The 20,553-nt window shown below is 53.6% G+C and carries 15 protein-coding genes and 2 tRNA genes; 8 read left to right on the plus strand and 9 right to left on the minus strand.

The annotated features are described in order from the left end of the window. Positions 1 to 61 precede the first annotated feature (61 nt). Both KKG35_15080 and KKG35_15085 read right to left on the minus strand, forming a co-directional pair. Positions 62 to 601: a hypothetical protein gene (locus tag KKG35_15080; GenBank protein MBU1739452.1), complete on the minus strand. Its 540-nt coding sequence runs from the start codon at positions 599 to 601 to the stop codon at positions 62 to 64. 13 nt (positions 602 to 614) lie between these two features. Further along, the gene (locus tag KKG35_15085) at positions 615 to 1,220 is read right to left on the minus strand and encodes a recombination-associated protein RdgC (protein MBU1739453.1); all 606 of its coding nucleotides are present in this window, start codon (positions 1,218 to 1,220) and stop codon (positions 615 to 617) included. 254 nt (positions 1,221 to 1,474) lie between these two features. On the opposite strand from KKG35_15085, the gene KKG35_15090 reads away from it, so the two are divergent. Both KKG35_15090 and KKG35_15095 read left to right on the plus strand, forming a co-directional pair. Beyond that, positions 1,475 to 1,550, plus strand: a tRNA-Lys gene (locus KKG35_15090). 25 nt (positions 1,551 to 1,575) lie between these two features. After that, positions 1,576 to 1,653: transfer RNA gene (locus KKG35_15095), tRNA-Glu, on the plus strand. A 121-nt stretch (positions 1,654 to 1,774) separates the two neighbouring features. On the opposite strand, the gene KKG35_15100 is transcribed toward KKG35_15095, so the two are convergent. Further along, positions 1,775 to 4,132: a hypothetical protein gene (locus tag KKG35_15100; GenBank protein ID MBU1739454.1), complete on the minus strand. Its 2,358-nt coding sequence runs from the start codon at positions 4,130 to 4,132 to the stop codon at positions 1,775 to 1,777. A gap of 376 nt (positions 4,133 to 4,508) precedes the next feature. Here KKG35_15100 and KKG35_15105 point away from each other — a divergent pair, with 376 nt between their 5' ends. Then, entirely contained in the window at positions 4,509 to 5,540 is a 1,032-nt protein-coding gene (locus KKG35_15105; GenBank protein MBU1739455.1) for a hypothetical protein, read from the plus strand. On the opposite strand, the gene KKG35_15110 is transcribed toward KKG35_15105, so the two are convergent. Beyond that, the gene (locus tag KKG35_15110) at positions 5,537 to 6,361 is read right to left on the minus strand and encodes an MORN motif-containing protein (GenBank protein MBU1739456.1); all 825 of its coding nucleotides are present in this window, start codon (positions 6,359 to 6,361) and stop codon (positions 5,537 to 5,539) included. The two genes, KKG35_15105 and KKG35_15110, sit on opposite strands and share 4 nt — an antisense overlap. Positions 6,362 to 6,451: 90 nt before the next feature. Then, positions 6,452 to 7,237, minus strand: coding sequence for a DUF3108 domain-containing protein (locus KKG35_15115; protein MBU1739457.1), 786 nt, complete (start codon positions 7,235 to 7,237; stop codon positions 6,452 to 6,454). A gap of 346 nt (positions 7,238 to 7,583) precedes the next feature. Here KKG35_15115 and KKG35_15120 point away from each other — a divergent pair, with 346 nt between their 5' ends. From KKG35_15120 to KKG35_15130, 3 genes are all read left to right on the plus strand, one after another. Continuing rightward, positions 7,584 to 8,966, plus strand: a complete 1,383-nt coding sequence (locus tag KKG35_15120; GenBank protein MBU1739458.1) for a hypothetical protein — start codon at positions 7,584 to 7,586, stop codon at positions 8,964 to 8,966. A 112-nt stretch (positions 8,967 to 9,078) separates the two neighbouring features. Beyond that, on the plus strand, positions 9,079 to 9,474 hold the full coding sequence (locus KKG35_15125; GenBank protein ID MBU1739459.1) for a GatB/YqeY domain-containing protein: 396 nt from the start codon (positions 9,079 to 9,081) through the stop codon (positions 9,472 to 9,474). A 78-nt stretch (positions 9,475 to 9,552) separates the two neighbouring features. Then, a complete protein-coding gene (locus tag KKG35_15130) occupies positions 9,553 to 10,146 on the plus strand; it encodes an alpha/beta fold hydrolase (protein ID MBU1739460.1) in 594 nt (197 codons plus the stop codon). A 288-nt stretch (positions 10,147 to 10,434) separates the two neighbouring features. Here KKG35_15130 and KKG35_15135 read toward each other — a convergent pair whose 3' ends face one another. From KKG35_15135 to ilvD, 4 genes are all read right to left on the minus strand, one after another. Beyond that, positions 10,435 to 11,424 carry a lytic murein transglycosylase gene (locus KKG35_15135; protein MBU1739461.1) on the minus strand — a complete coding sequence of 330 codons (990 nt, stop codon included), beginning with the start codon at positions 11,422 to 11,424 and terminating at the stop codon, positions 10,435 to 10,437. 77 nt (positions 11,425 to 11,501) lie between these two features. Beyond that, positions 11,502 to 12,461 (minus strand): acetyltransferase, encoded by a 960-nt coding sequence (locus KKG35_15140; GenBank protein MBU1739462.1) that lies wholly within the window; start codon positions 12,459 to 12,461, stop codon positions 11,502 to 11,504. Positions 12,462 to 12,660: 199 nt separating this feature from the next. Next, positions 12,661 to 15,009, minus strand: a complete 2,349-nt coding sequence (lptD, locus tag KKG35_15145) for an LPS assembly protein LptD (GenBank protein ID MBU1739463.1) — start codon at positions 15,007 to 15,009, stop codon at positions 12,661 to 12,663. Positions 15,010 to 15,092: 83 nt separating this feature from the next. Next, complete coding sequence (gene ilvD / locus KKG35_15150) at positions 15,093 to 16,757, minus strand: dihydroxy-acid dehydratase (protein ID MBU1739464.1); 1,665 nt, start codon at positions 16,755 to 16,757, stop codon at positions 15,093 to 15,095. A 734-nt stretch (positions 16,758 to 17,491) separates the two neighbouring features. Between ilvD and KKG35_15155 the strand changes: the two genes are divergently transcribed. Then, the gene (locus KKG35_15155) at positions 17,492 to 18,493 is read left to right on the plus strand and encodes a radical SAM protein (GenBank protein MBU1739465.1); all 1,002 of its coding nucleotides are present in this window, start codon (positions 17,492 to 17,494) and stop codon (positions 18,491 to 18,493) included. After that, positions 18,459 to 20,339, plus strand: a complete 1,881-nt coding sequence (locus KKG35_15160; protein ID MBU1739466.1) for an Rne/Rng family ribonuclease — start codon at positions 18,459 to 18,461, stop codon at positions 20,337 to 20,339. Before KKG35_15155 ends, KKG35_15160 begins: the two co-directional genes overlap by 35 nt. Positions 20,340 to 20,553: the final 214 nt, after the last annotated feature.

Here is a 20,553-nt window from a genome sequence, read left to right on the forward strand (position 1 = left end):
GGCTTGTAAACAGAATGATTTCATAACAAATTGTGGTTTTTTGGCAAACAGTTATCCCGGATCAATGACCTTTTTTGATCCAGCTGCGGAGCTTGTCAAGTTCCACCGGCCAGTCTGATCCAATCCGGCGTTTGAGAAACATCCGGAAAAGTTCATCCGTGGTCCGCAGGCAAATCTCGTAGAGTCCGATCTTGTCCAGCAGTCGCCCTTCGGCGGCATCCGGATCATCGCTTTCATCCGCCGAGGCCATGGTCTTCGGCAACTTTACGGAGCGGAACTCGAACACACTTCCCTTTAAGGTGAAGTGGAACTCATGGTCATCCTTAATCATCATGATCCGGGCCTGTTCGATTTTCTTGCCCATGGCCAGGCCGGTGCGCGCCTCATGCAGTTCGGCCTGCAACCCCTGGCAGATCAGTTTTTCATATGATTCGCCTTCTCCCGATTCAAGGAAGATGTGCTTTTCGAACACGAGCTCAATGTCGGTGCCGGTGCTTTCCAGGAAAACGGTCCCGCCTCGCTCTTCGCTTTTGTACCAGAGCCAGGTCAGAAATTCCTGTCCCAGGAAGCGTTTTTCCACCATCAGGTCAACTAAATCCATTCGCAACGCTCCTTCAGATCAGAATTTCCGGGGTCAGGTCCCCGAGTTTGTCGGCATCTTTTTCATCCAGAAGAAAGCCCGCGGTGACGTAAGGGATTTGCTGCATCAGGTGGAGGTCGAAGGATTCCTTGAAAAAGTCCTCAAGCTCGCTGATCGCTTTCTTGCTTGTGGAAAAAAAGAGCACCGTGCCTTCCGCGAGGTTCCAGGCGAGATCGTAGACTACCGGTATCGGCACCGCTTTTTTCATCAGCATGATGTTCATGCTTTCCTTGATTTCCTGGCGATGGTCGCGGGAGAGTCTCGGGATCTGTTTTTCCCGCTTGATCCGCTCCTCTTCCTTGAGGGTGTATTTTTTCAACGCGGCCGAGGAAACCTTCCGTTCATCGATTCTCAAGGAAAGAACTACGTAATCTCCGGCCGAATATGAGGAGTAGGCGAAATCGCTGTCGAACATGTTCATGGCGGAGACCCAGCCGATGGACCGCTCATCATAGTTGTCGTCAATGTCCCGGAAAGCGTATTTGGCGATCCGCTCCGCGGCAAAATCCCAGAAATTGGCGGGCGGTTCTCCCTCCACGCTGAAACGGACAAAACTCGCCGAGTTGGTTAACAGCCCCATATGTTCTCCTTACAGTAAAAATGAAGTGATTACTCCTGCTCCGGAACCATGGAAGATATAGCAGAGAGGGGGGACGAGGACAAGGTTTTTAAAATACCCGGAGCAAGACTTTGCCGGTGGGATATTTGCACGGACTTTCATGTGCTTTGCGGGGAAAGGGGTTCTGCGTCCAGCGTAAATAAAAAGGAAAAAAATTGCTTTGGAGAGTCTTGACAGGCTATTATGATTAGTGTAAAAGACCCTCTTTCGTTGGCGGGTCGTTAACTCAGTCGGTAGAGTATCTGCCTTTTAAGCAGAGAGTCGCGCGTTCGAGTCGCGCACGACCCACCACTTTACGACATGCGCTCAACTTTGTGTCCCTATCGTCTAGTCAGGTCCAGGACACCGGCCTTTCACGCCGGCAACACGAGTTCGAATCTCGTTGGGGACGCCAGTTTTTATATAAGGGGAATCAGCTTCGGCTGGTTCCCCATTTTTTTTTGCGATTTTATGGGAGTTGGAAATTTGTTGATTCTGCTCTGATCAATGCCCCATTCCAAGTCCTGCGAACGATTTCAGATCTTTTCCGTGGGTCCGTCAGGGGATGCCTGGTATTCCGCCCCGGTTGCTTCGAGGAGGGTTTCCGAGAGATTGCTCGGTGACGTGCCCATCAGGTCCGCCAGACTCTTTGCCGGCAGTTTTTTCCATTCCTCTCTGAACATCTTTCGGTTGACCAGAGAATACATGGTTTCGAGAAGGAGGAGGGCGGTTATCTTCGGTGCGGGAGCGTTGAACAGTTGCAAGGTCTGGCCCAGTTTTTCAAGCTCAGCCTTCTTTTCATGCAGTTCTTTTAACATCTGAAGGGTCTGCGGCAGCCGCTTCTGCAGATCTTCCCTGGTTGCGCACAGCTTCTGCCACTGGCCTGAAAAACTTGAGATCTCCTGCGCTGAGGCCTGGAGCAGTTTGTGTGCATCAGCGGGATTGATGGCCTGGCTGGTCACCATTTTCCGGATCGCTTCCGCCAGGTTGTTTTGTTCGACCGCAATCCGTTCTTTGAACATGGCGGCTGCCGGTGAATCAATCTGGATCGTAAGTTCGTCGAGGATTTTTCGTTCTTCGGCTGTTTTCCGATAAAACTCGGCATCGGCGGTTCTCCAGAAATAGCAGCTTGCATCCATCGCGAACCTTACAACTTCTTCCGCCACCTTCAAGGCGTTCAGCTTTTGGGCAATCGGCGGGAGGGTTATGGCCGCTTCTTTAAAAAGATAGCGGGCGGTGATCACCTTGAAGATCACGGCGATCGTGCCATACCAGTCCTGGAGATGGAGGATGTCGGCAATTTCACCATAGAGATGGAGGATCAGGTTGTTCTTGAAGAAATGGGAGGGGGTCGCGTAGCGGGGAGTCCCTCCCGACTGGGGCTGGCTGATGATTTTCCGGGGCGGGTTTCCGTAGACGACAGCGGTTTCGATATCGATCAGGCCGATCACATACTCTGCCGGCCGGTTCAGGAAGCCGGGATAGTTGTTGCGGTCACCGGCAACCAGCAGATTGTCCGGCTTCAGATCACGCAGGGCGACTCCTTTATTGCTGATCCGGGCCAGGAGGTTCAGGAGGTTCCCGACGATTCCTTCGAGGGAGGGCTTGATCCGGAGGAACGGGACCCTGCCGCCCGAAGCTGTTGTTTCATGCAGGGTCGTGATCACCTTCTGGAGGAAATAGTATTTCGACATGTCCATGAAATAGGCGAAGGACTCACCGACCTTGAGAAAACGGTAATGTTCCGGATGCCGCCGGAGGGAGATCCTGGCGATTTCCTCCGGGGTATCGATACTGTTCCCGGCCTCCATCGACGGATCGACATATTTCAGGATGACCGAGATTGAGGGGATGATGCATTCATCCATGTCGACCTGCTTGGCTATGGCTGCCTCATGTTTCAGGCTTTCAAGATACTCGGTCGGGTCGGTGATCGGTTCCGGGGGAATTTTGACGACCAGGTATTCATTGTAGATCACAAAGAAGCAGGTGCTCCTGCTCCCGGAATCTGCCGCCAGTCTGCCAACGGTGATTCGTCTTTTTTTCCAGATGCTGTGCAGGGGAACTTCAAGCTCGAAAAGATATTTGGACCTGGAGACGTCATGTTCAACCATGGTGAACCGGCACGGGGCGTCTTTCCCGGCGCCGAGATGGTGTTTTACGATGTCGAGAAAAAGGGAGACGATGTCGAGGATGATCGGGAAATTCTGATCCTTCCCTGACATGGATTCAAGTAATTCAAGTTCGTACGAAGATCTGGCGATCTTGTTGACCGGTGGGGAAACCACCTTGTTTTTCTGTAATGCGGTGGCGGCAAAGGAGAGGACCAGTGCATTGATCAGAAACAACAGGGCGGCTCCGTAGAGGATCTCCTCTTTCGGGAGGGTGAGGTCCAGTTCCGGCAGAAAGATGAGAACCCCCAGGGGGAGGAGGAGAAGGTTGTTCAGGGTGCGGGTCTTTCGGATCGCAGCTTCCACCGGATTTTTTTTGTGGTGGCGGTCACTTTTGGGATTGTCGCGGTCCTGACGGTTTATGTGCTTTGTTGCCCAGGCAGTAAAGCCGGCCCTGGTCGTGGCGATCAGTCCGAAGTACAGGAAAAGATTGCCGATCAGGGCGAGCGAGGTCCTGGCCGCGGCAGCCAGTTCAAGGGCGGCCGGGTCGACCCGAAACAGGTCGAAGGTGAGCAGACAGCCCCGGATCAGGATGAAAAGGCGGAAAAATCCCGGAATCTGCAGAAGGCTTTTCGTCTGTTCAGTGGTCGAGGTCCCAAAGCGGCTCTTTTCAATCATTCCCCGCAGGGTATGATAGAGGAATTGGGCGGCCACGATGCTTGCAAGCATAATTACCGCCGCGATAAAAAAATCCTCAAGGGTGTTTGTATGTGAAATGTCCATCAACTGGTTTTTTTCCCCGGTGCGCCCAAGGGTTTTGCTTCCTTGCTAAAAGTCACAATTCGTCTCTGACTCTATCATCTCACGATTAAGACGTCAAAACGAATAGAGCTGGTTATGTTTTGAACTTGCATAGCGGAAAAGAGTTCCCGGATCCCGAGGCACAGATCTTTTGCTGTCTGCGGAATGCATATCCGGTGAGTTTTGATTAGGCATCCAGGAAACCTCCCACGGACAGGGGTAAAAAAAGATTCATCGGCTGAGTTTCACATAGAGCCACTTTAGATTATATAACCGGAGTGTCTGTTCAGCTGCCGATGTTCAGTATGGGAATCGTTTTCATTTGCTGCGGGATTAATATCGATATATGGAAATTCCGATGAGTAAACCGGTTATTCTGCTTGTTCTGATCTTTTCTCTGCCGATCAGGGTTGACGCAGTTGCCGGAGATGATGCCGGGGTGGGCCGTAAAGAAGCCTGGCTGCAGAGTTATGAGCCGAACCGGATCGGCTGGACCTTCGACGACAATGATGTCGGTTATATGGATTTTACCGTTTCGTTGCAATATCCGTTTCTGAGTCTGGAAAGTGCGAAAGCGGCCAAAGAGGGTGCGGCCGGCGGAAGGACCTTATCCGAGCTGAGCACAAGATATCTGCGTTCAATCCCGTACTTTGCTTTTACCGGCAGATTTGGGCAGTACATCGGCACCCGGGAGTCATCGCCGGTGATCGGGAAACGGTTTAATCCAAAACTCTTTCTCCGGTTCTTTACCAGGGACCCGGAAAAAAGCTTCATTGACCTGGGCTATGGTCATGAGTCCAATGGGCAGCGGACAAACTCCTTTGCCGCGTATCAGGATCTCAGGAGCGACTTTATCCGGGATGGGGAAGACCCGGAATTTGCCAATGACTATATCAGCCGCGGCTGGGATTACTGGGAGGTGGTTATCTTCAGGAACTTTGGTGGAATTGAGAAAAATGAGGGTGCGGATTCAACTGGAGACGACGGGGGATCAGGCGAAGGATTCTCATCGCTTCTCAGTTTGAAATATTTTCTGGAGAAGGGGGCTTTGCAGGGTGAAGCAGAGGAATACAACTCCTGGGAGAACGACAGCAACGGAAGGCCGCGGAAAGAGGTTGACGGAATAACCGTCAAAATGATGTATAAGACAAAGGAATATCCAATTGAGTTTGAAAAGTTGACCTTAAGTCTCTTCGGGGGATTCTCGATTGTCTATACAACCGGATATAAAAGTGCTTTTTCCAACAACACGGTCAGGCTGGAGTCGTTGATCAAGATCGGTTCCTTTCCGCTGATGGTCTGGTGGTCGGATGGCTACAACAGTGATCTGGTGGACTATTACCGGCGGGTCAGAAGCGGCGGGTTCGGTCTGGATCTGACAACCTTTTAATCAAGATTCTCCGGTCTTTTTTCCCCGACATATTCATCGTTCTGCCAGTAACCGGACTGCACCGAGCCGTCCGGCAGGGTTTCGGTGCCGAAGCCGTGGGGTTTGCCGTGCTTCCAGCCCCCTTCATATTGATAGTCTTCGGCAAAAACAAATATCCCCTGCCCGTGGAACTGACCATCCTTGAACGTTCCCCGGTATGTTCTGCCGTCGGGGATGGTCATCATTCCTTGTCCGTTTGAGGAGCCGTTCCGCCATTCACCCACATAGCGGACACCGTCGGGATAGGTCATGGTGCCGCTGCCGTTGGCCAGACCTTCGGCAAATTCACCAGTGTATACCGAGCCATCGGGCAGTTTCACCTCGCCCTGGCCATCTCGCTTGCCGCTCCGCCATTCACCGGTATACACTTCACCGCTGGCGTGGGTCATGGTTCCTCTGCCTCCTGAATAACCGTTTTTGAATTCCCCGATGTATCTGCTGCCGTCAGGGTAGAACATCGTGCCCTGGCCGCTTGACAGACCGTTCCGCCAGGTGCCGACGTATTCCCTGCCATCCGGGTAGGTGATGGTGCCCTGTCCATGCTCCCGGCCGCCCCTGATCTCGCCTTCGTATCTGCCCCCATCCGGGGTGGTGTAGACCCCCCTGCCTTCCGGCAGGTCCTCCTGCCAGCCGCCGGAATGTCTGCGACCATCATAGAAGGAAAATGTGCCCTGGCCGTGCTTGCGGCCGTCAAGCCATTCGCCTTCATATTTTGAGCCGTCGGCATAGACATAGGTTCCCTGACCCTTGATGCAGTCACCCAGAGTGCAGCTGCCATTCATTGCAGCCCCTGAGGAAACAAGAAGGAGGGTGGCAAAAGCTATGAAAGGGATAGTATGTAAGGTTTGGGAGCGATCCATACCCAGAGTGTATCAGTTGATCAGGGTCCCTGTAAAGGAGCCGACCACAACTTTGCTTTTGATCTTCACCACCTGGCGGCGGTCGTCGGCGGAAATCCAGAGCGTGAGCTTTGATTTGTCGCTTTTTTCAAAAACCCCTCGGACATCCTTCAGGTCGGGTTCCACGACGAAGGTGTCGTACTCGATATCCCCGACCTGGATCTTTTCCCGCTTGATGACTCGGGCGACCCCGAGCACGTTCTTTTTGCCGTCGGTGACCGGTCTGGTTATTTCCAGGCCTTCGCTGAGGGGTTGATTGCGGACGTAAAAGAGGGAGGCAAGGGGGTCGAGGGTTTTTTCACTGATGGGAATCGGTTCCCTTTTCTCCCAGCTGTTGATGTGCGTTGCAGTATGGTTTTCCAGGTCGAAGTTGACCGAAATATTCCGGATGGTCTTTCCTTCGTGCTGGTTTTTGATGTAGAGAAGTGAATTGTCAAGTTCCAGATCGGTGAAGGATTCGATCCGGTCCCGGACCTTGTAAATATGGTCCATGAAGGAGTTTGTTCTGATGGTCAGGAGGAAATGGAGGGCGGTTTCGCCGTCCAGCTCTTTGGGCGGTTCGACGGAAAGCTCCGCAAATCCGGCCGGAATGAGCCCCCAGCAGAGTTTGTAGGATAGTTTCTCGCCGGGCTTGAAGCAGAAATTGTTTTTGGGGTTTGCGGTTATTTCTGAAAAAGCGGGAGTGCAGAAGATGGAGAAGAGCATCACGAGGATGATCGGCAGTCCGTTCTTTCTTTTCCTGAAGGTTGTTTTCATCATCCTAAGATAGTTGAAAAGGGGAAAAAAGATAAATGTTTTTTATGGTGATCGGGCTTTCAGTATAAGTCGTGCTTTCTCCGTCGGTTCCGCCGGATATATGGTCTGGGGTGTTGTCCTGTCAGGAATTGTTTTTTTCTGCGCCGGATACTACGGGGAAAATACTTGGTTGTATGGGGAGCAGCGAGGCGAGAGTTGACTGAAACGCTTGTGCCCCATGAGAAAAACAACTTGTTGTGAAGTCGTTATCAATAAGCGGGGTTTGGTTTTTCCCTTCCATTTTCATTCATTTTGTATTTCTGTGTGGAGCAGAGCGTCAAGGGGGAGCGAGCTGTGTTCAGGGGGTTCGATGCTGAAAAAATATCTGAGATTTTCTGCAGCTGCGTTAGTTCTCCTCTTCTCTATTGACCGGTTTGTCGTTTCCGGCTCCTGCGACCTTCTTTCCTGGGCGCTTCTTTTCCTGGCGGTACTCTCACTGATCCATGCCTTTTTTCGGGAGCGCTCGCCATCATCAATGGGGAAGCTCGTCAGTATTCTGCTTGTCCCGCTGACGCTCCTGAGTAACCTGCTCCTTTTGATCGTGCTGGTCCTGATCGCCTTTAATTATCCCCCTGCAAAACCTGTGGCACCAAGAATCAAGATAGTTCAGCCGCCACCGGATCAGGCAGCCGGGTATGCCGAGTTGTTCACTCTCCTGGAAAATGGTGAGCAGGCCTGTTATTCGCTGCCGGGTGGTTTTTCGTGGCAAAAAGACAGGTATGATTATGCCTATCAGGGCATGGCCGAAATATTAAACGAAAGGTGCGGCGCGGAACGAGGCAGGCTGCTCGATTTTATTACGGCCGGTGTGACGGGGAAACCTTTCAGCGAAATCGAGGGGCAACTCGGTCTTCCCATGTCCGAACCGATACCACGCTATAAAAATCTCGTTGATCTCTACCGGATCGAACTGCTGGATTTGACTCGGATGATCGACGAGGGAAGATCTGCCGAAGCATTTGCCGGATATCTGCTCCTCTGGCGAGGTGTCAGAAACCGGCTCGATTCACGAGACGGGTTGGTCAATGCGATGGCGAGCATTGCGATGGCGGGTTTTCTGGCGGATTTTTTTGAAACCGGGATTCTTGCCCTTGACCAGGGCATGGCTGAAGAGCTTCTTGAGAGCATGGATAGAATGCCCGCGCTTCTCGACAGCTCTCTGGCAGGGGGGCTGATGATCGAGTGTGCCGCAATCAGCAGTTTCATGCTGCAGGATCAAAAAGGAGCCGTCCCCCTGATTGTCGCCGGGCCCGGCAACGATCTGTATCGCAGTCTGGTTGCACGCTTTCTGCGCTGGCCCTTCTTCGATGTCAATGCCAATCGTGACTTCATCGATGGTCTCTTTGCCGAACAGATTGATATCGTCTACCTGCCGCGGGAACAGAAGGGAAAGAAAGCAGAAAACCTGAACGCCAGACTGCAGGAGATTGCGGACCACCCTTTTTCGCTGGTCAATCCAACCGGGCGTTTCCTGAACGCCATCGCGATGCCTGCAGTCGACAGCTATGACGGGAAAAAGGAGGCGGTGAAAGCCAGAATAACGGCCCTGACCTGGTTATTGAAATCGGTTGCCGGAAAAGACCCCGGGCTGTTGCCGGAAAACAGCGTCAACGGGGAGCGATTTGTGGTCGAAGAGCAGGACGGCTTCCTGAAGATCAGTGGCGGTAATTTCTTTTTCAGGGTAAGGAAATAGAGTGTATGTGACAGAGATGGTCTGTGGGCAACAAATCAGGCTTAAGTTGAGCAGTTTGCCTGCTCGTACGAAGCGTATACCCGTAGGGTGAAAAATTCAGGAGTCATCGAGGATGAGTTTGCAGGAAAAAATCAGAAGCGATCTCAAAGAGGCAATGAAGAGTAAGGACGAGGCCAGGACATCTGCCTTGCGGGTGCTGATTGGTGAGTTCGGCCGACAGGCCAGCAAGGAGCTTTCCGACCAGCAGATCCAGGGAATCATCCGCAAGCTGGTGAAATCCGAGCTGGAAATCCTTGAGAAATCCGGGGGGGACAGTTCCGATTACCTGGTCATTCTTGAAGGGTATCTTCCTAAACAACCGACCGAAGCGGAAATACGCGCCTGGATCAGTTCGAACATCAAGATGGACGAATTCAGGAACAAGATGCAGGCCATGAAACCGATTATGGAACATTTTGCAGGAGCAGCGGACGGCAACATGGTCAAAAAAGTCCTTGAAAGCCTGTAGCGGCTCGGTGTCGAGTCTCTCGGGTGGTTTATGCTGACGAGTTGATTCGAAAAGAGGGGGCTGCACTGGAGGTGTCTGGTGGGTGGAATCAAAGAGCTTAGGATTGAGGTTGCCGATTGCGGGGTGCATGCACTCCTGGCAGGCGAAGGTGAAGGCAGGGATGTCATCCTTCTCCATGGCATGAAATTTCAGGCCGAAACCTGGAAACAGACCGGCACTCTTGAAATACTTGCCGGAGCCGGATTCAGGTGTCTCGCCCTTGATATGCCGGGTTTCGGAAAATCGCCGGCGGCCGAGTTGGCGCCGGCAGAAGTGCTGGTATCGGTGATTTCCCAGATGGGGATGGCCCGACCGGTTTTGATCGGGCCTTCGATGGGTGGCAGGATTTGTCTTGAGTTCTGCCTGTCTTGCCCGGAGCAGGTTGGGGCTCTGGTTCTGGTTGGTCCGATCGGGATTCCTGAAAACAGAAGGCGTCTCCGGGAGATCCGGATTCCGGTTCTTGCCATCTGGGGGGGAGAGGATTCAGTGTCACCCCTTGAATATGGCCAGGTTCTGGAAAGAGAAATCCCCGGCAGCAGGCTCAAGGTTATTTCCGGCGCTCCTCACCCCTGTTACCTCGAACATGGTGATGTCTTCCACGAGGAGGTTCTCGATTTTCTCAAAAATCTGTGAAACAGAGACGGCTGAAAAATTTCCGCCAGAGTGAGATGATTGTCTGTTCAAGATGCGGCAGGGGGATATGCGGCAGATTGGAAAACTCAGGCTTTCAATATCTTCGGGGGGAACTGCTGTGTCCGGAATGTCTGGCCGAGGAAAATAGCTGCGGCTGTTCAGACCCGGTTGATGAGTAGCATGATCTGCATTATCCCCACCGGGATCTCGAAGAAATATGCTGATAGGAGCCTTAAGGTAACGGGGTTCCTTGATATCCGGAGAACCCCCGGGAGCGTATCGTGCTGATTACTGGTCCCTGAAACGGGCCGCCAGCTCGGTGACCGCCATTGCGTATCGGTTGGAGTTGTTCCACTTGGTAATGGCCTGAAAATTCGGATACCCGGCCAGATAGCGCATTCCGCCGCCATTCAGTTCCAGACCTACAATGGTGAGGTCGCGGTTTTCCGGAGGTTGCGGCAGATCAATGCCCTGGATTTTTGCCACGACCTGCCAGTTTACCAGACCCTTTCTCCCTTTTTTGTAAGCCGCCTCAAGCTCTTCCCCTTTGAGGACCGGGCCGAGGTCCTGATACACCGGACTTCCCGCTTCCCAGTTATACCTGTGCAGGTAGTTTGCGATACTGGCGAGAATGTCGGGAATTGAGGCCCAGACATCCCTCCGTCCGTCCTGGTCGTAATCAACGGCGTATTCCCTGAAACTCGATGGAATGAACTGGGTCTGGCCAAATGCTCCGCCATAGGACCCGGTGATCGAGAGGGGGTCGACATTGTTCTCGCGGCAGAGCAGCAGATAGTGGATCAGCTGGTCCCGGTAGAACTTGCTGCGCCGGGGGTAGGCGTCAAACATCGTATTCAGGGTGCGAAACATGTTGAAGGCGCCCTTGTGTTTGCCGTATTGGCTCTCGATACCCCAGATCGCGACCACGATCTCCTTTTCAACCCCCAGATCTTTTTCGATTCGGGCAAGGATGTCCTTGAATTTATCGAGATTCTTTCGGCCTTCGGAGATGTTTTTGGCAGTAATGAACCGGGGGTAGTAATCATACCACGGACGGGCTTCCCACTGGGTGTCCATCAGTTCCAGAACCCTTCTGCGGATGGTGACGCCTCGAAACAGTTTTTCCAGTTCCCGGCGGCTGAAGTTGTGTTTCACCTGCAGTTCGGCAAAAAGCTCCTGGTATCGCGGGGAGTTCAGGTTGATGGTCTGGCCGTCCTTGACGAGATCGGCGGCCAATGGTTTTTCGGCCTCAGCGGCAGCGGACGGTCCGGAGGACAGGACGAGGGTTAATAACAGAATGGGCAAACACCCTCGATTGAAGAAAGTATGCAATTGTTCTCTCCCTGTGAATTAAATCATGCGCTGAAGGTTTCGCTGAAGGCGGTGATGAATTCCTCCAGCATCCGCTCCGGGAGGCTGTTGACTCCCGCGGCAGCCGCTCTGCCCCCGCCGGTTGGAAACTTGCGGCACAGGGTGTCGGCGCCTGTTCGGTTGGCAAGGGGGGCCCTGATGCTTGCCAGCAGGGTCCGGTCGCCGTTGTCAACCAGCAGGGCATGGGCCTGGTTCTCTCTCTCCCTGGCCTTCTCATTCATAAAAACCCCGGCAACCCTTCTGCTCCAAGACTCATCCGGCATCAGATAGATCCTGCCGGCGGCGGTTTCCCGGAACAGGTCGGTTTGGCGGGCTCTTTCCATATCGTCCTTGAACCCGTCGCGAAGTTTTTTCAGGACTTCGGAGTCGCGGTGGAATTCCAGCGGGTTCCGGTATGGCTTTACGGCATTATACAACTCAAGCGGATGAAAATAAAGGTCGGTCGGCGTTTTCCCGTAGCTGTTGTAGTTGAGCAACTCACCGACCTCCCGGAGATTCGTGGTTTCCTCCCCGGAAAGAGAGAGGCTTTCTGCGGCAAGTTGGGCGGGTGCATGCAGGTTGTCGCCGAACGCGCCGACAATAGCCCAGGGCCGGTGTCGGCCGGCGAGTAAATTGTCGACGATCAGGGAGGTGCAGAGCTCGGGGGCGGGGAGAATCGTCGCTTCCAGGTTTGCCGAAGTCGGGATCTCTCCGGCGAAATGATGATCAATGTATCGCACTCGGTTGCCGGCGAGAATCTGCAGCAGGGATGCGCGGTTGCTGTCCAGAGAGATGTCGAGCACGGTGATGGTTGCATTCCGGACTTCGACAAGCCGGTCGAGGAGCCGGATATCCCTTTTCACGCCGGTGACGAGGATTGCCCCGGGTTCCGGTCCGGCCAGCCGGAGCTGGTGCAGGGCGCAGATGCCGTCGGCATCACCATTAAACACATCATAGACCTGCAAGGGGAGATCTCCATTTTTTCATGTCGGCATCACTCCGGTTAACCTCCGGATGTGGCCGAAAAATATGTTGACAGCAGTTTTCAATACCGGCATTTTTTTTTCACTTTTCACTTTTCACTTTTCACTTTTCACTTTTCACTTTTCACTTTTCACTTTTCACTTTTCACTTTTCACTTTTCACTTTTCACTTTTCACTTTTTTAAAGGTTTGATCGATCCCACTCCCAGGCCTTGCCGATTCCGGTCAGGGTGATAGTCGCCATGACTTTTCTGTCTTCAGAATTTTCCGAAACTGAAATTTCCAGGTCCCAGCATCCCGGGGTATAGATCAGGCCCAGGGATTCGTTGGTTTTATGGTCGGTGAGAAACGAACGCGTTGTGCTGTAACTTGCCGACAGCAGCCGGTGGAGCTTTGTCCGGGCGGTCGTGGTCAGGTCCCGGGCCGAGCCTTTGCGGTAATTATAGTCGATTGAAAAAATGTCGTTGCGGGTATTGCTGTAATTACTGCTCAGGGTATAGCCGGTGACGCCGTTTCCGTAAACGTTCAGGGTGGTGTAATAATGGAGGTAGAGGTTCGCCAGCGGGTAGACTTCAATGTCGAGCAGCAGATCGGATAACGGTCTGCGCTTATCTTCCGGGCCAGTGGAGGCACGTCGGGCTTCCCTGATGTTGAACGACTGGCTCAGCTTGATACTGCCGAGGTTTCTGGAGTAGGAACTTCCCTCGCTGTTCAGGCCGCTGAGCAAAAAATAATTATTCAGCTGCCAGGTGGCGTGGTTGATCAGCTGCAAACGGTCAGTGTTGTCAAGATCAGGCAGGTCGCTCTGATCTTCGGTGTAGAGATAGTTGTATTTCAGATTCGGGCGGAAGGTGTGCCGGATGAGTTCAAGGCTGGCGAAATCAGGCCTGAAGTCCCGGGAGAGAACTCCCGCCGCATTGGCCGATATCTCCCAGCCGGTGCGGTTGTTATTCCGTTCAGAATTCCAGCTGGCAGAGCCGGTGTCGCCATAGGTTTCGATCCGGTAAAAAGTTTCACGGAGCCCGGCCGAAACCACGCCTTCAACACTCCGGCCGAGAGGTATGGGCAGGATCAGGCGCGGAGTCATGTCGAGGCGGTGGTAACCAAATCCCTCTTTTTGATAATAATTCAGGTATTCGGAATCCCAGCCGAAAGTGACCGGCAGGGAGGCGATCGGCAGACGGCTCTTCAACATGATTCTGGGCAGGGTCTGGAGAGGGGGGGAAGGGTTGTAATCTGCCAGGGCATTGTCCGTATAGCGTAATTCCATTCCGCCGGTGGTCTGTTCGCCCCGGGTGGAAAAATGCAGGATTGATTCCCGGAAATCGAGGCTTGCTTCCTGGAAGCCGCGATTGAAGTGGGTCACCATCTCCCGGTTGGTCTTGTCGAAGCCGTTGACGGTTTCCCGGAATTCGTGCAGGAAATCCTGGTCCGAAACACTATCCAGATCGATTTTCAGGGCCATCTTTCCGGAAAACTCATGATCCAGCATGCCCCGCAGCCAGTAGCGGTCTTTTCTGGTCCGTAAATAGCCGTCTTTCCGGTAGTCGTCGTTGCTGAGAGGCGGTCCCTGGTCGACGGTCAGGTCGCCGAGGTAGCTGGTGCCGATTGAAAAGAGCGAATGAAAATCAGAAACATGACGGATGTCGATTCCGGTGAGGGCGCCTCGCCTGCTGTAATACCCAGGGTAGAGGGTCATGTCGCTGCTCGGTGAGAGGTTGATGAAGTATGGGGCCACAAGACCGGCGCCGTCCCGGCTGGACATGGAGATTTCCGGGAAGAGGAATCCGCTCGCTCTGCTGACCTTGGCCGGAAGGACCATGAACGGCGAGTACAGGATCGGCAATTTTTTGGCGCGGAGGGATGAGTGTTTCAGATAGGCCATGCCGTCGATTTCAATGGTTGCCTCGCTGCAGCGGATCGACCAGTCGGGGGACCTCCCTTCCTTGATGGCGCAGGCGGTGATCAGGCCATCGGTCAGTCTGAAGGTGTTTTCCCCGGTTTTTTCCACCAGGGCTCCTGTGAAACGGAGGGTCTGGCCGGCCATGGTGACGGCTGATTCCTTCAGGCTGCCGGTCTGGTCCTTTAAATTTATGCGGGCTTCACTGGCGGTGATCTTGCTGTCACGATCATTGATCGTCACCTTGCCCTTTGCTTCAACCAGGGATTCGGCGGAAAAATAAGTGACTGAATCAGCGCTGATTCTCACCGGGTCGCGGTTCGGGGTGTTGAAGTATTCCATCAGCACATTGCCGTCGGCAACGGTTCTGGCGGGGTTGTCAAAAGAGATCATCCGGTCGGAGGTGATGGTCCAGGCCCCGGCCTGCATTTCCTGAGCGCCGATCCGGTGGGCAGACAGAAAAAACAGCAGCATGACCAAGGAAAGGGTGGTTCGGAACCCGATCCTGCATGGGAGGCTGTATATGCCGGTAAATTCCAAATGCAAGGCTTGAGAGAATCCCTTGAGATAAATTACCGACCGGGCATGAAGGCGTAAAATCCTCCAGCCCGGCCAAGGTTGGTTGAGCATGCGCTGCGTTCCGTCACCCCGCACCAAGGGGTGCAAATGCCCGCCAGGGATGTTTTCCTACTTCAGGCAGAGTTTCCCCCGGATCAGGCTTTCAGAATCGCGCCGGTGCTTCCGGAGGTTACCATCTTCGCGTAGCGGGCGACGTAGCCGCTGGTTATCTTTGGCGGCGGCGGTTGCCAGCCGCGTTTTCTCTCGGCAAGAATCTCGTCGCTGACTTCAAGGGCAATCAAGCGTTTCGGGATATCAATGGCAATCGTGTCACCCTCTTCAATGAGCCCGATAGGCCCACCCTCGGCAGCTTCGGGGGAGATATGCCCCAGGCATGCCCCTTGCGTGCCGCCGCTGAAACGACCGTCGGTGATAAGCGCCACACTGTTGCCGAGACCCATGCCGATGATCGCGGAAGTCGGAGAGAGCATTTCCGGCATCCCGGGCCCGCCTTTTGGTCCGCAGTAGCGGATGACCACAACGTCTCCGGCCTTGATTTCGCCGCCGAGGATGGCTTTCTGTGCCTCTTCCTCTGAATTGTAGACCCGTGCCGGGCCTTTATGGTTGAGCATCTCCGGCAGGACGGCCGATTGTTTGACCACCGCCCCTTCCGGCGCCAGATTGCCGTAGAGTACAGCGATGCCGCCTTCCTTATGATACGGATTGCTGACCGGTCGGATGATTTCGTGGTCCCGGACTTTTGCCTTGGCAAGATTTTCACCGAGGGTTTTTCCGGTAGCGGTCATAACCTCAAGATTGAGGCCGGACCCGGTGTTCAGGAGTTCCTTCATGACTGCCTGAACGCCGCCGGATTCGTCCAGCTGCTGCAGGCTGTGTGGTCCGCCCGGAATCAGACTGCAGATATGCGGGGTCTTCAGACTCACCTCATTAAAGGAAGTCAGGGGCAGCTCAATGCCCGCTTCATAGGCGATTGCCGGGACATGCAGGACCGTGTTGGTTGAACAGCCGAGGGCCATATCGACCGCCATGGCATTTTCAAACGCTTTGACGGTTGCGATGTCCCGCGGCCGGATGTTTTTTTCCAGCAGACCCATGATTGCCATCCCGGCCTGTTTGGCAAGACGGATTCTGGCTGCGGACACCGCGGGAATGGTGCCATTCCCCGGGAGGCCGAGTCCGATCGCCTCGGTCAGGCAGTTCATGGAGTTGGCGGTGAACATCCCGGCACACGAGCCGCACCCCGGGCAGGCTGAATTTTCCAGCTCGTTTAAGTCTTCCTCGCTCATGGTCTTCGCCTTGACCTTGCCGACCCCTTCAAAAACACTGACCAGGTGTACATCTTTTCCTTGAAAACGGCCGGTAAGCATCGGCCCGCCGCTGACCATCAGGGCGGGGATATTGACCCTGAGCATCGCCATCAGCATCCCGGGAGTGACCTTGTCGCAGTTCGGGATCAGAACAAGCCCGTCAAAAGGATGGGCCTGGGCCATGATCTCAACCGAATCGGCAATGATCTCGCGGCTGGCAAGGGAATATTTCATCCCCTGGTGATTCATGGCGATCCCATCGCAGACGCCGATGGTCCCGAACGAAATCGGAGTGCCGCCGGCCATCCGGATACCGGTTTTGACCGCTTCCAGAATTCTGTCGAGATGGATGTGCCCGGGAATAATCTCGTTGTGGGCATGTCCGACACCGATCAGGGGACGCTGGATCTCTTCGTCGGTGTAACCCATTGCTTTCAGAAGGGAGCGGTGCGGCGCTCTCTCAAGCCCTTTTTTCATCAGATCACTGCGCATTGTTTCCTCCAGAGGATGTGTCCGGTCAAATGGTCTGAAAATTCCGAGAAATTCTGGCGCCCTGAACCGGGTGTGTTTGCGGGCATCAGACAGGGTCGGAATTTTATTCTCGGTGAATCAGGCCGGGATTTCAGTCGGTCGTGTGAAAAGTCACAAGACGGACGGCCAGTGCCATCCAACTCGTTGATTGAACGATATCAAGATTGGCCGGTTATGGTTTTTATGAAGTTGTCTCTCTGCTGCGATTTTTTCAAAAATACGCCCCGGTCCGGGCAGTGTCAACCCATATATTTAGAACCGTTGCGGAAATCATTAACGCAAAAGCGGAGATGTTGCACGCAGTAATAGATTCCTCCGCCGGGGACCATCTCTGGAACCCTGCGGCGCATGGCGATCCGTATATCTTGTAAAATATAAATATTATCAATATGTTACGATGGGGTCTCCGCTCTTCTCCAGGTTCAGGATTCCTGATGCCGGGCAGGTTGCCGGTGATCGGTGTTCGGAAAGAATAAAAGCTGAGTTGAGCAGCTCGTCTGCTCGTACGAAACTTATCCCCGCAGGGTGAAAATAATATGAAATATCCTGAACAAAAGGGATTCATTTCTTGCCAACTTATTGAATTTGTTATAGATTGGCTGCATGAAGCAATCGTCTCAGATATCCGGTCAGGGCGGCATGTGTCCGGCCCGTCTGCCATGCCCTCCAACGTATCCAGCCGCGCAATTCCATTGATGGTCAATCCGGTGAAATCAGGCAGTCCTCACGCTTCCTCCCCATGCCGGAGGAAGTATCTTTTCGGTCCGGTCAATTCGCGCCGACTGGGTCTGTCTCTGGGGGTGGATCTTGTTCCGGTAAAGACGTGCAGTTACGATTGTCTGTACTGTGAGGTGGGGCTCACCACGAATCTTACCTGCGAGAGAAAAGAGTATGTCCCGACCCGGGAAATAATCGAAGAGCTTGATTGCTTCTTGCAGGAACTTGTTCCTCACGGTAATAGAATACCGCCTGATATAATTACAATCACCGGGTCGGGAGAACCGACTCTGCACACCGGAATCGGCGAGATCATCGCTTTCATCAAGAACAGCACGGATATCCCGGTTGCGGTGTTGACCAACAGCTCGAAGCTCTCTGACCCGGCGGTCAGGCTGGCTCTGCTGGCGGCGGATGTGGTGATTCCTTCACTTGATTCGGCTCTGCCGGCAAGTTTCAGGAAAGTGAATCGTCCGGCCCGGGAATGTGCTGATCCCCTTGAAATTATCGACGGGCTCAGGGCATTTACGGAGGAATTCGGTGGCAAGATATTGCTTGAAATATTGCTGGCGGAGGGGATAAACGACAGCGAAGAGGATATTGTTGCCCTGGTTGAGGCCGTGAAGTGTATCCGGCCTGAAAGAGTTCAGCTGAACACGGTTGTGAGACCTCCCGCCGAGGGATGGGTCAGGCCGCTGACCGCTGATCGGCTTTCTGAAATTGCCGGCAGGATACAGTCCTGTCCGGTGGAGATCATAGCGGATTTCTCCGGCAGCGGGAATAGAAGAAGCGCCGATGCCGGAGGTCAGGAAATTGAAAAAATGTTGAAACGACGGCCATGCACTATGTCGGACATCTGTGAAGCCCTGGGCCTGGGGCCGGATGAGGCCGGGATACTTATTGAAGAATTAATCGAATCAGGTCGCATAAGAGAGAACATATACGATGGCAGAAGATACTACCAACCGGAAAACGGCTGATAATCAGGAAAAAAAGAACAAACCTTTGTCGGTGATCTCCAAGATCAGCAAATGGCTGACCGGAAAGAAAGATGAATCTGTAAATGCACCGCCGGCGACTGAAGGGGGAAATCCCGGATCAGCCGGGGAGAATAAACCCCCGGCAAGGAGTCGGAAAAGGAGTCACTCCGGCAACCGGCGACGGCCCGGCAAAGGTGGTGCGGCTAAGCAGGGGCAGAGCGAAAAGGAAAAAGAGGGCGGCGGCGCGCCTGAACAGCGGACCAAGGAACCGGCAAAGCCCGCGGCCGCCAGGAAACCACGACCGAGGCCGGGTGTGAAAAGACAGAAAGAGGAACCGGTCGAAGAAGTCGTGGATGAAGTTGTCTCCCGCAAGCTTCTGATCAACACCCATGAACCGGAAGAGTGCCGGATCGCCATGATTGAAAATGGCCGGGTCGAGGCCTTTTACGTGGAAACCATCCTTCATGCCCAGTCAAAAGGGAATATCTACAAGGGGCGGGTTGAAGCGATCGAGCCAAGTCTGCAGGCGGTTTTTGTCGATATCGGTGAAGGCAAGAACGGTTTTCTGCCATTCAGCGAAATCCATCCGGAGTATTTCCGTGGGGATGTGTCCGCCGACACCCACTGGAAAGATGTCAATATGGAAAAAGCGATCCAGAAAGGTGACGAGGTCCTGCTGCAGGTCGTGAAAGAGGCGCTGGGGAACAAGGGTGCCAATATGACCACCTATCTGTCCCTGCCGGGACGGTATCTGGTGCTGATGCCCGGAAGTGACAGTGCCGGAATATCCAGAAAGATCGAAAGTGAATCCCAGCGTTCCAAGCTTCGTACGCTGGTCAACAGTCTCAAGTTGCCGGAAGGCATAGGGTATATCGTCAGGACTGCCAGCAAGGAGATTACCAAGGCTGCCGTCACCATGGATCTGAATTATCTTCTCAATCTCTGGGATGAAATCAAGGAGCGGGGGCAGAGGATGTCGGCGCCTGCCTTGATCTATAAAGAACAGGATATTATCGCCAGGTTCCTGCGAGACCACTTTACTTCTGATATTGAAGAGATCCTGGTGGACAGTGAAGACGCCTATGAGAAGGTGCGGAAATTTCTCAAGCTTCTCCCGGCCGGGCAAAATAAAACCGTGGCCAGACTTCATGGCGGAACCAAGCCGATTTTCAATCATCATCAGGTTGAAAAACAGATCGAGCAGATCTACCAGCCGACGGTCAGCCTGCCCTCCGGGGGGTCAATTGTGATCAGTCCCACCGAAGCTTTGGTCGCCATAGATGTCAACTCCGGCCGGACCGCCAAGGACAAGAATTTTGAGGAGATGATCTTTCAGGCAAATATGGAGGCAGCTGAAGAAATGGCGCGGCAGCTGCGTCTCCGGGACCTTGGCGGGCTCATCGTGGTGGATTTCATCGATATGCGCAGCTCCAGAAACATCCGGGAAGTCGAGAAACAGGTCAAGGTGAGCATGAAGAGAGATAAGGCCAAGGTCGACATCAGCCGGATTTCCAAGTTTGGCCTGATGCAGATTTCCCGGCAGAAAATGGCCTCTCCGGTGCAGAGGGGAATCTATACCGTCTGTGAGCATTGTCAGGGCAGGGGGCTGGTCCGCTCGGTGGAGACTCTTGCCTTGTCATATCTGCGCAGAATTCAGACCGGGATCACCAGAAAAAACATCAGGAGGATTGATTGTATCCTGCCCGAGGAGGCGGCCAACTACCTTCTTGACAACAAGGGGGAAGAGATCAGGGAGTTGGAGGGGCGGCACGGGGTTGCGGTAAAAGTTATTGCCGATCGTGAAATTACTGCCGGAAATGAGAAGTTCGAGTTCGTCAAGAATTAGCCATACTTTGTGGTACAGGGCGGAGTGGCGCAGAACGGAACAAATGCTTGATTGTCGCAGGTAAAAGGCGTATAATGAAATATCGCTGAATTGCCTAACGATGCGGCTTTGCGGCGAATGTGTGCGAATTTTCAGGGGGCGTGCCAGGGGAAATATCAAGCGGTTTCTGTTGAGTGTCCGGCCGGGTTATTTGCGGATCATTTCGGTTGCGTTT

It is taken from the genome of Pseudomonadota bacterium, assembly GCA_018823285.1.
Classification (GTDB): Bacteria; Desulfobacterota; Desulfobulbia; order Desulfobulbales; family JAGXFP01; genus JAHJIQ01.

Coding starts and splice junctions, on each gene's coding strand:
- KKG35_15080 (MBU1739452.1), bottom strand. CDS start 601: ATGGATTTAGTTGACCTGATGGTGGAAAAACGCTTCCTGGGACAGGAA.
- KKG35_15085 (MBU1739453.1), bottom strand. CDS start 1,220: ATGGGGCTGTTAACCAACTCGGCGAGTTTTGTCCGTTTCAGCGTGGAG.
- KKG35_15100 (MBU1739454.1), bottom strand. CDS start 4,132: ATGGACATTTCACATACAAACACCCTTGAGGATTTTTTTATCGCGGCG.
- KKG35_15105 (MBU1739455.1), top strand. CDS start 4,509: ATGAGTAAACCGGTTATTCTGCTTGTTCTGATCTTTTCTCTGCCGATC.
- KKG35_15110 (MBU1739456.1), bottom strand. CDS start 6,361: ATGAATGGCAGCTGCACTCTGGGTGACTGCATCAAGGGTCAGGGAACC.
- KKG35_15115 (MBU1739457.1), bottom strand. CDS start 7,237: ATGATGAAAACAACCTTCAGGAAAAGAAAGAACGGACTGCCGATCATC.
- KKG35_15120 (MBU1739458.1), top strand. CDS start 7,584: ATGCTGAAAAAATATCTGAGATTTTCTGCAGCTGCGTTAGTTCTCCTC.
- KKG35_15125 (MBU1739459.1), top strand. CDS start 9,079: ATGAGTTTGCAGGAAAAAATCAGAAGCGATCTCAAAGAGGCAATGAAG.
- lptD (MBU1739463.1), bottom strand. CDS start 15,009: ATGCTCAACCAACCTTGGCCGGGCTGGAGGATTTTACGCCTTCATGCC.
- ilvD (MBU1739464.1), bottom strand. CDS start 16,757: ATGCGCAGTGATCTGATGAAAAAAGGGCTTGAGAGAGCGCCGCACCGC.
- KKG35_15155 (MBU1739465.1), top strand. CDS start 17,492: ATGGTCAATCCGGTGAAATCAGGCAGTCCTCACGCTTCCTCCCCATGC.
- KKG35_15160 (MBU1739466.1), top strand. CDS start 18,459: ATGGCAGAAGATACTACCAACCGGAAAACGGCTGATAATCAGGAAAAA.